Source organism: Bacillus cereus, assembly GCF_002567495.1.
GTDB classification, from domain to species: domain Bacteria; phylum Bacillota; class Bacilli; order Bacillales; family Bacillaceae_G; genus Bacillus_A; species Bacillus_A cereus_AQ.
Window position 1 is genome coordinate 1 of the sequence record NZ_NVAP01000007.1, and the last position, 13,935, is coordinate 13,935.

Consider the following 13,935-nt stretch of genomic DNA (forward strand, 5'->3'; position numbering starts at 1 on the left):
AAAGCTAAAGAAGAAGAGAAGGCAAAAGAAATAGCAAAAGCTAAAGAAGAAGAGAAAGCAAAAGAAATAGCGAAAGCGAAAGAAGAAGAAAAAGCGAAAGAAGTGTCTAAAAATAACATACAGTCTGCTAAACGTGAATTAACGGTAGTAGCGACAGCGTATACTGCTGATCCAAGTGAAAATGGTACATATGGTGGACGCGTTTTAACTGCGATGGGGCATGATTTAACGGCAAATCCGAATATGAGAATTATCGCAGTTGACCCGAAAGTAATCCCGTTAGGATCTAAAGTATGGGTAGAAGGTTATGGAGAAGCTATCGCTGGTGATACTGGAAGTGCAATTAAAGGTAATCGTATTGATGTTTTAATGGGTTCAAAAAGTAAAGCTATGAATTGGGGAAGACAAACTGTTAAAGTGAAAATTTTATAATAACAATAATTATCCAAATAGAAGTCAGTTCTCTTTATTGAGGCTGGCTTTTATTTTTTGAGTGGAAGTAACATAGAATTTTTAAAGGGTTATTACTAAATCTGTACTAAAACATAAAAGGAAAATGAAACTTGTATCATGTTTATAAAATAAACTATTAAGGATGAGGTGAGGAAGTAGAGAAGAATAGTATGTTGACAACGACGGGTTTACGTATAATGGAATATATAAATCGGATCAAATCATTTACTAAACACTTTCACTCATAATAGTGTAATTAAGTTCAAAGGATTGGTGTATTTCATGAAAGAAGTAAGAGAATATATTGAAACAAAAAAACAAGGTGTATTGGAGTTGCAAATAAAAGAAACTGAAGAAAAGTTAGGTGCTGCTTTCCCAACTCAATATAGGGATCTTATTAAATTAGTTAATAATGCTGAAATAGGGGAATGGATACTATATCCAATTAAAGATAATAGAAATGTAACGAAAACTTGGGATGATATAGTTAGACAAAACGTTGACATGAGAGATGAGTATATACCAGAAAACCTTATCGTAATTGGTGACGATGGTTCAGGGGATAAATTGTGCTTTAAAATAAATAACGGAATCATGGTTGATGAAGTATATATTTGGTATCACGAGGATGATGAAATGGAAGAAATAGCCCTAAGTTTAAAAGAATTTATTATAGAAACTATTCAGGAAGACGATGCTTTTTAGTGTTAATTATTATCATTTTGTGGATCACTTTTATAAAAAGCGAGGATAGAATATGACAACAGAATTATATGGTGCACATTGTAATAAATTGAAAGGGTATAGAGTAATAGAAGGAAAAGATTCATATAATCACTACTTTGGCGGTCAAGATTGCAATTTGCCAGTATGTAAGTTATGCGGTGAGAAGATGCACCAAATTCTCTGTTTTGATTTAAAAGATGAGAGACTTGCTGAACTTAAAAGTAGTGAACTAAATATTTTACCATTCGTTTCATGCTTGAACTGCGCGATGGTGTGGGAACCGCAATATTTTCAGTTAAGTGATGGAGGTAAAACAGTTCAAATCATACAGCAGCAAAATACAGAAGAATGGATAATGGAAGAGGAAGATAAGTTACCAGTTTCATTACCAAAAACAACGGTAAAGCTTATAAATATGAAAAATGAAGATATACCTACAGATGAAGATAGGTACTGGGAAGCTTTCGACTTGTTCGGTTCGGAATATGTATGTAGATTGTTAGGGGCACCATTATATGATGATCTTCCAGAGGATTTGGCGTGTCCAACTTGTTCTAAAGAGATGAAGTATGCTGCTACAATTACACAAGATATCGAGGAACGTGAACTTATTTCAGTAGTTGATTTCCAGTTTGGGGAAATGAATATCTATTTTTATTTATGTAAAGATTGTTCAATTATAAAAACGGAAACACAAAGTACATAACAAGACTAACATATTATGTTAGTCTTGTTTTTGTATCGCAACATCGTTAAGAATCGCATCAAATATATCTTTTTGTGTAAAATTATCTGTAAAAATAGTTTCACTAGCAACTTCAATTGTATCGTGCGGATTATACCATTTTTGAAGGGAATATTCACCAAATTCATGTCGTTTGTCCCTTGTGTTATGTCGTCTAATGGTTTCCTCGAGTGATAAATCAAAGTAATATGTATATGCATTTCCATCAAAATAACGAATTAATTCTTTCAACATATCACCGTATCTACGATTGTTTAAAATACCTTCTAAAATAACAAACTTACATTTTCCTTTTCCGTACTTCGTAATTTCAAATAGTAGATCATGAGATAAATTACCCATTGTGTCGTGTACTCTAAGCATATCTCTACGTACAACATCCTGTGATACTAAAAGTGTCCCTTGTCCGAAATGTTCTTGTAGTTGTTTTGCAATTGTTGTTTTACCACTTGCGGAATTTCCTCTAAGAATGATTAAAGTGGATGTAAGTATAGGATTAGACATAATGTATTCCCCCCAACAGCATTAATTATATAGAAAATTTTAACAAATAAAGTGAGGGAAGTGTATAATCAATATGATGGATATATTTAAGAAGGGGGTTAGATGGGGAGTACATTAAAAAATGCACAATCTATATGGAAACGGACGTGGTTTCGTTATCTAAGGGCATTTTTTATTGTTCAGTTACTGTTTATCCCGCATTAACGGGCAGTAAGACCCCCACCTCCAAATTCAGCGAAAGCGAAGAAGTTAGGTGGGAGATCAACTGCCCGTAAAAGCCCCATTGGTTCAACTAATAATCAGTGGGGGATGAACAAAAACCCCACTGATTAAAGTTTCACTTTATTTTGTGTGAAATAACTGCGTGGCGCCAAACTTTAGGCCAGGCGGAGAGTTTTTTAATAGAATATTAAATTCGCAATTTTTCACAGAATGGTTCACGCTCTATACAATCCCGCAATTTAACGTATTTACAGCGTTTTTTTACGATCACATTACTACCATATGCATTAGTAGGTGCAATGAAAGATATAATATCAAGAAAAAATATAAAAGAATAATAGAGGTATAATATGCTATTTCAAAAAGAAGGGTTATTGATTAGATACGTAATGAAAGGGGATGCACCTATCATTTCTAAATGGTTAACGGACCCAGAAGTCCTGCAGTATTACGAAGGACGAGATAATCCGCAATCTGTAGAAAAGGTACTTGATCATTTTATACATAATCCAAACAGTAATGAAAAAAGATGTTTAATAGAACTTGATGCCGTTCCGATTGGTTACATACAAATGTACCCAGTTGATTCAGAGTGGAAAGCGTTATATGGATATAAAGAATCACAAAATGTATGGGGAATGGACCAATTTATCGGTGAACCAGCCTATTGGGGAAAAGGAATTGGAACAAAAATCGTTCAGGCAGCAGTTACATACATTATGGGTGATATGGGAGCAGAAGCAATCGCAATGGATCCGAAAGTAAATAATGAACGTGCGATAAAGTGTTATGAAAAAAGCGGATTTAAAAAAGTAAAGATTTTAAAGGAACATGAGTTGCATGAGGGGATATTAGAAGATTGTTGGATGGTGGAATATAAATAATAATAATGGCTTATACAAACAAAGGGAGCTGTGCGAAATGAAAAAAGCATTAATTGTAATTGATGTGCAAGCGGGTATGTATACAGCTGGAATGCCAGTACATAATGGAGAAAAGTTTTTACAAACATTGCAAGAGCTAATTGGGGAATGTCGTTCAAATGATATCCCCGTTATTTATGTCCAACATAACGGGCCTAAAGATCATCCGTTAGAAAAAGGTACAGATGGTTGGCGAATCCATGCGGCCATCGCTCCGCAAAAAGGGGACAATATCGTTGAAAAGACGACTCCAGATTCATTCCATAATACAAACTTAAGCGAAGTGTTACAAGAAAAAGGAATTGAACACGTTATTCTTTCAGGAATGCAAACAGAGTATTGTGTAGATACGACAACACGCAGAGCGTGTAGTGAAGGATATAAAGTAACGTTAGTAAGTGATGCGCATAGTACATTTGATACAGAAGTGTTACGTGCTGAAGATATTGTGAAACATCATAACGCAGTATTGGGAGCGTTTGCGGATGTTGTTGCATTAAAAGACTTGAAAGTGGCTGCCTCTAAATAAGAGGCAGTTTTTTATTGGGAAAAATAGCGTCAAATATTGTCGGTAAGTGGATATTTTGAAATAATCGTTTGTATAATTTCACGTATCATAATGAAAATACACAAAAAAGGAGCACCACATAATTAAAAAGGGCGCTCCTGCATTAAAACGTTACTTCTTCTTATCTTTATCCAATATATTTTGTTCTTCAGCAAACTCCGTACCATATGCAAAGCGGCGATTAATATGAATATTATCATTGTTATGCCTTGTGCGGGCATTTGAAAAACGATGAACGATTACTTCTGATAATGTGAAGACAATCGCCGAAAGGATACTGCCCCATGCAATTTGCATATAGTTGTCTAATAAAATATTACCGAAAATCCAAACGCTTAAATACGTTAATAAGAAATCTGTCATAATGGCACCAGTATTGCCAATTCGATTTAAAATAATTTTATCAACGAACATGTAGGATACGATTGTAACAAAGAGACTGAATGAAATGATTTGGACGAACGTTGCAGGGAAAAATAAAGCGAGCCCAATACTAAATGCGATAATGCACGATATAAACTTGATAAGCACTACTGTGAAATCATTCAAAATTTACACCTCCGATTTATACATAGTTTTTCAATAAATTCTGGAGTTCATACATTGTAACGGATTTATTTACATAAAACTTTTTCATGTTTGAAATTTAGTCTAAATATTATAAAAACAGCGAAAAAATGTTATAGTAAAATGAGAGTGTATGACATTTTTAGGTAAGGGGGAATCCAGAATGTGGATTACTTCAGAAGTAGAAATTCCAGATGAATTAATCGATCACCTTGAGCAAGGGAAGTTAGTGTTATTTGTTGGAGCGGGAGTTTCTATGAAAGGGAAATCAAACTTACCGAATTTTGATGATTTAGTTGATGAAATTGCAAAAACGTTATATGTCGAAAAACGTGAAATAACAGAACCTCATGATTATTATCTTGGTAAAATTGCGAAAACAAAAGATGTACATCAAGTCGCAAGAGATCTTGTTCATATAGAGAAATCAAAACCGAATCCATTGCATTATGCAATTCCAAGGTTATTTCCTTTAGATACAGATGTCCGCATTGTAACAACAAATTTTGATCAACATTTTACAACTGCAATTAAAGAAATAAATAGAGATACCAATGTTTATTACGCTCCAGCTTTACCGACTGGGAGGGCTTTTAAAGGTCTTGCTTATATACATGGTAATGTAGAACAGGAGAAAGAGGCTTTAATTTTAACAGACGGTGATTTTGGAAGGGCTTACTTAACCGAAGGATGGGCGAGAAGATTTTTAGTCGATCTATTCTCAAATTACACCGTTTTATTCGTTGGATATAGCCATAATGACCCAGTAATGAAATATTTAGCAACTGGTTTACCACCAAGCACAAGGCGGTATGCTTTTGTTGCGCAAGGAGAAAATACGTACCACTGGGAACATTTAGGGATAAGACCAATTGTGTATCCGAATAAAGCAAATAATCATCAATCCCTCGTAAAAGCGGTAAAACGCTGGGCGGAATTAATGGGGGATAATTATATTACGAAAAGAATGCGTATTCGGGATATTGTAACGGTTCCACCGTCAGTAGAACAGGAACAATTATCATACATAAAGCAATCCATTAAAAAAATTGAAACCGTTCGTTACTTTGTGGAATTTGCTCATGATTATGAATGGGTCGAATGGTTGGAAGCAGAAGGTAAATTACAAAATTTGTTTATGCTTACGCCAAATTATAATGAGGTAGATGAATTACTTGCAGAATGGTTAGTAGAACAATTTCTTTTTAGTCATCAGAAAGAATTATTTCAATTAATTTATAAAAACTATTCTAAAATATCACCGTTATTATGGAGAAAGATTTGTAATTACTTAAACGAAACGAAAAGTAAGATGGACCCATTGTTGTTTGCGAGGTGGACACTCCTTTTATTAGAAACAGCTGAAAAAGATAGTAGCTCTATAGAAAAGATTTCTAACTTACTACAAAAATGTTCTTTTCCTGAGCATAAGGAAATTGCCTTATTGTTACTAACTTTTATTTTAGACGGAAAACTGAAGTTGAAACGTGTGAGAAAATGGGGAAATGATACGCAAGAATCAATAGAACTCGAAGAATCGAGTCGCTTGCCAGTGTCTATATTTTCTCATGTGGAGCAAATTTGGAACGAAAAGATGAAGCCATATATTGCCTACTACGCTGTTCCAATTATGATGATTGGATTAGAAAAATTGAGAATGTTGTCGTTAAGACAAACTGCATTGAAAAAAAGAAATAAGGAAGATATAGAAAAAGAGTTTTATCAAAATGATCTTGCATTTTTAATACAAATTGTAAAAGAGTGTCTAGCTTATTTATGCGAAAACAATGAGAAAAAAGCGGATTATTATATTACAGAAATGATAGAAGCAAATAGTGTGCTTCAAAAGCGAATTGCAATTGATGCGATGAATAAAAATATTTTTGTTCGTGTAGATGACAAAATGAAATGGTTGTTACATGAAGGACTTCTTTTAGATTTCACTTATAAACACGAAGTTTTTCAACTTTTAAAAAGGCATTATGCACATTCTTTAGAAGAAACAAAAGAAGAAGTAACTGGAACTGTAATAAAGCATCTTACAGAAGAGAGGGCATTTGATGCATGTCTCGTATTAGACTTATTATTCAAGTGTGATTCAAATAGTCCATCTACGGCAAATGGGTATGAGTTAATGAAGCAAAAACATCCTCATTTTCATTCTGAACAATACAGTGTACAAAAGAAAGAAGATACAGAACAAAGCATTACTTGCAATGTCACTGCTGACGGATTATTGCAGCTGAAAGATATTGAAATTATGAAGCAAGTTCGGCAATTTTCTCAAGATGGTGTTTTTGAACAACGCCATTTTTTAGAGATGTTATCAAAAGCATGTAAATTAAATACAGAGTGGAGTATTTCATTCGCATACCAATTGGTAGGAGTGCAAGAAATAAGTAATGAAGTATGGTTTGTTTGTATTAGAGAATGGCGAAATAACCGAGGATTGACAAATAATCAAATCCAAAAAATTATTCCGCTATTGCAGAAATTTGTTAGAAATACGGATTTTCATTGGTTAATCAGTAGTTTTCTATATGAAATTAGTAATCGACTAGAAGAGTTAGAGGAGAATAGTATACGTGTTGTAAAACGTTTTGCTTTTTCAGTATTTCCTCAAGTTATGAAAAGTAATACAGATTTTAAGCTTGGAAAACAAGATTTTTACAATGAGTCAATTCAGCATCCTGTTGGAAAAATGACGGCTGTATTATTAAAATTGTTATCATATGATCATTTATACGATCGTAATGTATATGAATATTTATTTTTATTTGAAGAACAAGTAAGAGTTAATTCAGTACGAACAAACTTTATGGTTGCTCGTTTAATAGCGGATATTACATTTCTATATCATATTGAAAAGCAATGGTGCCGAAAATATTTGTTACCATACTTAGATTTAAAAAAACAAAATGAGATTACGGAATATGCATGGGCTGGCTTATGTTACACGCAAATAAATTTACCTTTATTTACAGAAATGAAGCGTTTTATTAAGTATGCGATAGAACATTTGGAAGTATTACATCCGCATACGAGAGAAGCTTTCTTGAAGTGGCTTAGCTTTGTATTTATTAAATGTGTACTATATTGGGAGCAAAAAACAGATTGGTTGTATCCTTTACTCATACTAGAAAATGAAGAAAATAAAATTAAGTTTATGCAGTTTTTATGCTATTACGTCAAAACATTAAGCGTAAAAGAACAACAAAAATTTTTGACAGCTTGGCTTAGTGTATTTTTACGAGAACGACCAAAAATGGGTGAAATCAATGCTAGAGAATATGTAATGCTTGTACGTATTATTTTATACATGGATGAAATTTTAGAAAGAGGATTATCGATAATATCTAGTGCATTTTCGGATGTAGATGGAAAAGGTAATCAAAAGGAGTTTAAACAGTTATTTATTGAAATACTGGGAAAGAAAGAGAGTATGAAAACGTATAAAGAATTGTATGCAAATGTGTTTTTCACTTTACTACAAACACTTCAGGAAGGCGATTTGCTTGAAAATGAAATCATCCAAATGAAAGAAATATTAACACGATATGGAGTAGAAAAACATATATTAAATTTAATAGATAATGAAATAATTCGCATCGGAATTGTTATGGGAGATTTACAAGAAGAATTATAGGACGTAAGTGGAATTTTAAAAAAATATATAAAAAGTTGTTGACAGTGTTTTGAAAAGCGTTCTATAATACGAATCATACTTATTCAATTTCAAAAACATTTGAATAAACAAAGTGCAATGAAGAGATCACAGTAGTGGTTAGTCTTACTGTAACAGAGAGCTGGTGGTTGGTGTGAACCAGTACAGGGATAATCATGAATTACAGTCTTGGAGCATCTTTTTCGTAATAAAGATAGTTTGTCTTTATGAAGAAAGAGCGGTCAATTGATCGTTAACAGTGAAGAGAGGTAGACGGAAAGTTAGTCTACAACTAGGGTGGTACCGCGATAAATATCGTCCCTACTGATTTATTCAGTAGGGACTTTTTGTATTTTAGTGGTCCAACTTGAAAATAAAATAGTCATGCATTGAAAGGAAAAGCAGTAGTTGTTGTTTCCCTGTAACAGAGAGCTGGTGGTTGGTGCGAACCAGTACATAAACAAGAGCGAATTACAGTCCTGGAGCATCTTTTTCGTAGTAAAGATAAGTATTGTCTTTATGAAGGGAAAGACGGTCACATTGATCGTTAACAATGAAGAGAGGTAGACGAAATAAGTCTACAACTAGGGTGGTACCGCGATAAATATCGTCCCTACTGATTGGATCAGTAGGGCTTTTTTGTACAAAAAAGTGGGTTTTTAGCTAGTCGATAGGTGTCTTTGTATGTATTATTAGCTTAAAATAAGAAGAGGTATCGATTCCACTATAAATTTGTATAATTAACCAGTTCAGAAAATAGAGAATCTTTCGTTCTCTTACTATACTTTTAAAACATTAGAGGAGGATTTCCAAATGGCAAATCATGAATTAGATCAATTACGTAAACAGGTAGATGAAATTAACTTACAACTATTACACCTTTTAAACAAACGTGGTGAAATCGTTCAAAAAATTGGGGAGCAAAAGCAAGTGCAAGGTACGAAACGCTTTGATCCAGTACGTGAGCGTGAAGTACTTGATATGATTGCAGAGCATAACGAAGGACCATTCGAAACATCAACAGTTCAACATATTTTCAAAACAATCTTCAAAGCTAGCTTAGAATTGCAAGAAGATGATAACCGTAAAGCATTACTAGTATCACGTAAAAAGAAAAAAGAAAATACAATCGTTGATGTAAAAGGCGAATTAATTGGAAACGGAACTCAAACGTTCATCATGGGACCTTGTGCAGTAGAAAGCTTAGAACAAGTTCGTCAAGTAGGGCAAGCGATGAAAGATCAAGGCTTAAAATTAATGCGCGGTGGTGCATTCAAACCGAGAACATCTCCATACGATTTCCAAGGTTTAGGAGTAGAAGGACTGCAAATTTTACGCCAAGTAGCAGATGAGTTCGACTTAGCAATTATTAGTGAAATTTTAAATCCGAACGATGTTGAAATGGCATTAGACTACGTTGATGTAATTCAAGTTGGTGCACGTAACATGCAAAACTTCGATTTACTACGAGCTGTAGGTAAAGTTAATAAACCAGTCTTACTAAAACGTGGATTAGCAGCAACAATTGATGAGTTCATTAACGCAGCTGAATACATCATTGCGCAAGGTAACGATCAAATTATTCTTTGTGAACGCGGTATCCGCACATACGAAAGAGCGACACGTAATACATTAGATATTTCAGCTGTACCGATTTTAAAGAAAGAAACACATTTACCAGTTATCGTTGACGTAACACATTCAACTGGACGTAGAGATTTATTATTACCAACAGCGAAAGCGGCACTTGCAATTGGAGCAGATGCAGTAATGGCTGAAGTTCATCCAGATCCAGCTGTTGCATTATCAGATTCTGCACAACAAATGGACATTCCAGAATTCCACAGATTCATGGATGAGTTAAAAGGTTTCAAAAATAAATTATCTTAATTCCATATCATATATGCGCTGAAGAGGAAACAGTAGTGCTTATCTCACTGTTAAAGAGAGCTGATGGTCGGTGTGAATCAGTACAAAGATAAGCATGAATTACAGCCTTGGAGCATCTTTCTCGCCAATTATGGAGAGAAAGACGGTCAAACGATCGTTAAAGAAGAAGAGAGGTAGACAGAAATTCAGTCTACAACTAGGGTGGTACCGCGATAAACATCGTCCCTACTGAGCGCTCAGTAGGGACTTTTTTGTACAAAAAAATAGTAAAGGGGCAAGAGAAATGAGATACATTACAGCTGGAGAATCACATGGGCCGCAGTTAACAGTTATTTTAGAAGGTGTACCAGCAGGTTTAACATTAACAGCGGAACATATTAATAAAGAATTACTAAGAAGACAAAAAGGGCACGGACGCGGAAGACGCATGCAAATTGAAACAGATACAGTTGAAATTGTAAGTGGTGTTCGTCACGGGATGACACTTGGTTCACCGATTACGTTAATCGTAAAAAATGATGATTTCAAACATTGGACGAAAGTAATGGGTGCAGAGCCAATTTCGGAAAAAGAAAGTAAAGACATGAAACGTACAATTACAAAACCACGTCCAGGACATGCGGATTTAAATGGAGCAATTAAATATGGTCATCGTGATATAAGAAACGTATTAGAGCGCTCATCCGCAAGGGAAACGACAGTTCGTGTAGCCGCTGGTGCAGTTGCAAAACAAATTTTAAGCGAATTAGGCGTGGAAATTGCAGGGCATGTTCTTGAAATTGGTGGCGTACAAGCGAAGCGTATTTCATGTTTACCGATTGAAGAAATTCAAACGATAACTGAAAACTCACCAGTTCGATGTTTAGATAAAGAAGTAGAGCAAGAAATGATGGATGCGATTGACAACGCAAAAAGTAGCGGGGATTCAATCGGTGGTATTGTGGAAGTCATTGCAGAAGGTATGCCAATTGGCGTTGGTAGTTACGTTCATTACGATCGAAAATTAGATGCAAAACTTGCTGGTGCAATTATGAGTATAAATGCATTTAAAGGTGCTGAGATTGGCGTTGGCTTTGAAGCAGCAAGACAACCAGGAAGTAAAGTGCATGATGAAATTCTGTGGGATGAAGAAAAAGGATACACGAGAAAAACGAATAATGCCGGCGGTTTAGAAGGCGGTATGACTACAGGTATGCCAATTGTCGTAAGAGGCGTTATGAAGCCAATTCCTACTTTATACAAACCGTTAGCAAGCGTTGATATTGATACGAAAGAAGCCTTCCAAGCGAGTATTGAAAGATCTGATAGTTGCGCAGTACCAGCAGCGGGTGTAGTAGCTGAATCTGTTGTAGCATGGGAACTTGCAGATTCACTAGTCGAACAATTCGGAAAAGATCGTATGGAATTATTAAAGCAAAATATTATGCAACACAATAACTATGCAAAAGAATTTTAATAAAAAGGTGGGTTTAACGTGCAAGTAAAAGATCAACTATCATCATTACAACCATATAAACCAGGTAAATCACCAGAACAAATGAAAGAAGTGTACGGAGATCATTCATTTGTGAAGTTAGCATCGAATGAAAATCCATTCGGTTGTTCACCACGTGTTTTAGAAGAATTACAAAAATCGTGGTTGGAACATGCATTATATCCTGACGGAGGTGCTACAAAGCTCCGTCAAACAATTGCAGAAAAGTTACAAGTTCAAATGGAACAAGTACTTTGTGGTAGCGGTTTAGATGAAGTCATTCAAATAATTAGTCGCGCAGTACTCAAAGCTGGAGATAACATTGTAACAGCAGGTGCAACATTTCCGCAGTACCGCCATCATGCAATTGTTGAAGGCTGTGAAGTGAAAGAAGTTGCTTTAAATAAAGGTGTATACGACTTAGACAAAATGTTGTCAGTAGTAGATAATAATACAAAAATCGTATGGATTTGTAATCCGAATAATCCGACGGGCACATATGTGAACGAGCAAAAATTAACTCAATTTATTGAAGGCATTAGTGAAAATACGTTAATTGTCATTGATGAAGCGTACTATGAATACGTAACAGCAAAAGATTTCCCTAAGACATTACCGCTTTTAGAAAAACATAAAAACATTCTTGTACTTAGAACGTTTTCTAAAGCGTACGGATTAGCTTCCTTCCGCGTTGGATATGCGGTCGGACAGGAAGAGCTAATCGAGAAATTAAATGTCGTACGTTTACCATTTAACGTATCTTCATTAGCACAAAAAGCAGCGACCATTGCTTTTGGTGATGATGAATTTATTGAAGAAATCATTCGTGTTAATACAGAAGGGTTACAGCAATACGAAAGTTTCTGTACGGAAAACGAAATACCATTTTATTCGTCACAAACGAATTTCATCTTCTTACCGGTAGATAATGCTGGAGAGATTTATGAAGATTGTGCATACGCAGGGTTTATTATTCGTCCATTCCCAAATGGTGTCCGTATTACAGTCGGAACAAGGGAGCAAAATGAAGGAGTGATTTCAGTGTTAAAACAACATTTTGAAAATAAAAAAAGTAAGTCTCGAGATGAGGCAAATGCGTAAAAAGGTAGTATTAATAGGAACAGGTTTGATAGGAGGCTCTCTCGCATTAGCAATTAAGAAAGAGCACGATGTAACGATAACAGGCTATGATATATTTAAAGAGCAAGCGGAGCGTGCAAAAGAATTACACGTAATAAATGAAGTAGCAGTTGATTTACAGCATGCATGTGAAGAGGCACATTTAATTGTTTTTGCTTCTCCAGTTGAAGAAACGAAGAAACTATTGCACAAACTAGCGTCATACCGTTTACGAAAAGATGTTATTGTAACCGATGTTGGTAGTACCAAAGGGTCTATTATGAACGAAGCGGAAGCTTTATTTTCGAAGGAAGTTTCTTTCATTGGTGGACATCCGATGGCGGGTTCTCATAAAACAGGAGTTGAAAGTGCAAAAGCACATTTATTTGAAAATGCATTTTACATTTTAACACCGATGAATCACGTGCCAAATGAACAAGTGGAAGAGCTAAAATTATGGTTAAAAGGAACAGGATCACATTTTCTCGTTTTAAATACAGAGGAACATGATTATGTAACAGGGATCGTTAGCCATTTTCCGCATCTTATCGCAGCAGGTTTAGTAAAGCAAGTGGAGAAACATGCAGGAGACAATCCGCTCATTCATCAATTAGCTGCCGGAGGGTTTAAAGACATTACACGCATCGCATCTAGTAGCCCGAAAATGTGGAGTGATATTGTTAAGCAAAATCGTGAGCATTTAATGGTATTATTAAAAGAGTGGATTTCTGAAATGGAAGAATTATATGTTACAGTTTCTGCTGGAGATGCGGGTGAGATTCAAAACTATTTTGCAGATGCGAAAGAATACCGTGATTCTTTACCAGTAAGAAAGAGCGGCGCAATTCCTGCCTATCATGACTTATACGTTGATGTATTAGATAAGGTGGGAGCATTGGCTCATATTACGAGTATTTTGGCACGCGAGGAAATTAGTATTACGAACTTGCAAATATTAGAAGCGCGTGAAGGACTGCTTGGAGTATTACGTATTAGCTTCCAAAGGGAAGAAGATCGTATGAAAGCAAAGCTAGCGCTTGGAGAAGAAGAATACCAAACTTATGAAACAATTTAAATGAG

General features: G+C 35.0%; 12 protein-coding genes, 1 pseudogene and 3 other annotated features. Of the genes and pseudogenes, 11 read left to right on the forward strand and 2 right to left on the reverse strand.

Features of this window, described 5'->3' with window-relative positions; genetic code table 11:
• The 3 genes from COK05_RS03550 to COK05_RS30840 all read left to right on the forward strand — a co-directional run.
• Positions 1-432, forward strand: a 432-nt coding sequence (locus COK05_RS03550) for a 3D domain-containing protein (protein ID WP_176539410.1), incomplete at its 5' end; no start/stop codon positions are given.
• A 303-nt stretch (positions 433-735) separates the two neighbouring features.
• Positions 736-1,158, forward strand: a complete 423-nt coding sequence (locus COK05_RS03555; RefSeq protein ID WP_098611484.1) for an SMI1/KNR4 family protein — start codon at positions 736-738, stop codon at positions 1,156-1,158.
• Positions 1,159-1,210: 52 nt separating this feature from the next.
• Complete coding sequence (locus tag COK05_RS30840) at positions 1,211-1,885, forward strand: hypothetical protein (RefSeq protein ID WP_141538880.1); 675 nt, start codon at positions 1,211-1,213, stop codon at positions 1,883-1,885.
• An 18-nt stretch (positions 1,886-1,903) separates the two neighbouring features.
• On the opposite strand, the gene COK05_RS03565 is transcribed toward COK05_RS30840, so the two are convergent.
• Positions 1,904-2,428 carry a kinase gene (locus tag COK05_RS03565; protein ID WP_098611485.1) on the reverse strand — a complete coding sequence of 175 codons (525 nt, stop codon included), beginning with the start codon at positions 2,426-2,428 and terminating at the stop codon, positions 1,904-1,906.
• Between the two features lie 341 nt (positions 2,429-2,769).
• On the opposite strand from COK05_RS03565, the pseudogene COK05_RS03575 reads away from it, so the two are divergent.
• The 3 genes and pseudogenes from COK05_RS03575 to COK05_RS03585 form a co-directional block, all read left to right on the forward strand.
• Positions 2,770-2,988: pseudogene (locus COK05_RS03575) on the forward strand (YfzA family protein); the annotation flags it as partial.
• 12 nt (positions 2,989-3,000) lie between these two features.
• Positions 3,001-3,534 (forward strand): GNAT family N-acetyltransferase, encoded by a 534-nt coding sequence (locus tag COK05_RS03580; protein ID WP_098611486.1) that lies wholly within the window; start codon positions 3,001-3,003, stop codon positions 3,532-3,534.
• A gap of 37 nt (positions 3,535-3,571) precedes the next feature.
• Positions 3,572-4,102 (forward strand): cysteine hydrolase family protein, encoded by a 531-nt coding sequence (locus COK05_RS03585; RefSeq protein ID WP_098611487.1) that lies wholly within the window; start codon positions 3,572-3,574, stop codon positions 4,100-4,102.
• Between the two features lie 150 nt (positions 4,103-4,252).
• On the opposite strand, the gene COK05_RS03595 is transcribed toward COK05_RS03585, so the two are convergent.
• Entirely contained in the window at positions 4,253-4,690 is a 438-nt protein-coding gene (locus tag COK05_RS03595; RefSeq protein WP_098611488.1) for a YndM family protein, read from the reverse strand.
• Positions 4,691-4,871: 181 nt separating this feature from the next.
• Between COK05_RS03595 and COK05_RS03600 the strand changes: the two genes are divergently transcribed.
• The 5 genes from COK05_RS03600 (at position 4,872) to tyrA (ending at position 13,930) form a co-directional block, all read left to right on the forward strand.
• Entirely contained in the window at positions 4,872-8,354 is a 3,483-nt protein-coding gene (locus COK05_RS03600) for a DUF4020 domain-containing protein (protein WP_141538881.1), read from the forward strand.
• Between the two features lie 108 nt (positions 8,355-8,462).
• Positions 8,463-8,698, forward strand: a binding site (T-box leader).
• A 54-nt stretch (positions 8,699-8,752) separates the two neighbouring features.
• Positions 8,753-8,990: a binding site (T-box leader), on the forward strand.
• Positions 8,991-9,185: 195 nt separating this feature from the next.
• Positions 9,186-10,262, forward strand: a complete 1,077-nt coding sequence (locus COK05_RS03605) for a bifunctional 3-deoxy-7-phosphoheptulonate synthase/chorismate mutase (RefSeq protein ID WP_086412102.1) — start codon at positions 9,186-9,188, stop codon at positions 10,260-10,262.
• A 9-nt stretch (positions 10,263-10,271) separates the two neighbouring features.
• Positions 10,272-10,492 (forward strand) — a binding site (T-box leader).
• A gap of 53 nt (positions 10,493-10,545) precedes the next feature.
• Positions 10,546-11,718 carry a chorismate synthase gene (gene aroC, locus COK05_RS03615; protein ID WP_098611490.1) on the forward strand — a complete coding sequence of 391 codons (1,173 nt, stop codon included), beginning with the start codon at positions 10,546-10,548 and terminating at the stop codon, positions 11,716-11,718.
• Between the two features lie 18 nt (positions 11,719-11,736).
• Positions 11,737-12,837 (forward strand): histidinol-phosphate transaminase, encoded by a 1,101-nt coding sequence (hisC, locus tag COK05_RS03620; RefSeq protein ID WP_098611491.1) that lies wholly within the window; start codon positions 11,737-11,739, stop codon positions 12,835-12,837.
• Positions 12,830-13,930, forward strand: coding sequence for a prephenate dehydrogenase (gene tyrA / locus COK05_RS03625; protein ID WP_098611492.1), 1,101 nt, complete (start codon positions 12,830-12,832; stop codon positions 13,928-13,930). The genes hisC and tyrA overlap by 8 nt, the downstream gene beginning before the upstream one ends.
• The last annotated feature ends 5 nt before the right edge of the window (positions 13,931-13,935 follow it).

What these genes read in the sequence shown, in the direction of transcription:
- COK05_RS03555 (WP_098611484.1), top strand. Translation starts at nt 736, where the DNA reads ATGAAAGAAGTAAGAGAATATATTGAAACAAAAAAACAAGGTGTATTG.
- COK05_RS03605 (WP_086412102.1), top strand. Translation starts at nt 9,186, where the DNA reads ATGGCAAATCATGAATTAGATCAATTACGTAAACAGGTAGATGAAATT.
- COK05_RS03565 (WP_098611485.1), bottom strand. Translation starts at nt 2,428, where the DNA reads ATGTCTAATCCTATACTTACATCCACTTTAATCATTCTTAGAGGAAAT.
- COK05_RS03585 (WP_098611487.1), top strand. Translation starts at nt 3,572, where the DNA reads ATGAAAAAAGCATTAATTGTAATTGATGTGCAAGCGGGTATGTATACA.
- aroC (WP_098611490.1), top strand. Translation starts at nt 10,546, where the DNA reads ATGAGATACATTACAGCTGGAGAATCACATGGGCCGCAGTTAACAGTT.
- COK05_RS03600 (WP_141538881.1), top strand. Translation starts at nt 4,872, where the DNA reads ATGTGGATTACTTCAGAAGTAGAAATTCCAGATGAATTAATCGATCAC.
- COK05_RS30840 (WP_141538880.1), top strand. Translation starts at nt 1,211, where the DNA reads ATGACAACAGAATTATATGGTGCACATTGTAATAAATTGAAAGGGTAT.
- COK05_RS03580 (WP_098611486.1), top strand. Translation starts at nt 3,001, where the DNA reads ATGCTATTTCAAAAAGAAGGGTTATTGATTAGATACGTAATGAAAGGG.
- tyrA (WP_098611492.1), top strand. Translation starts at nt 12,830, where the DNA reads ATGCGTAAAAAGGTAGTATTAATAGGAACAGGTTTGATAGGAGGCTCT.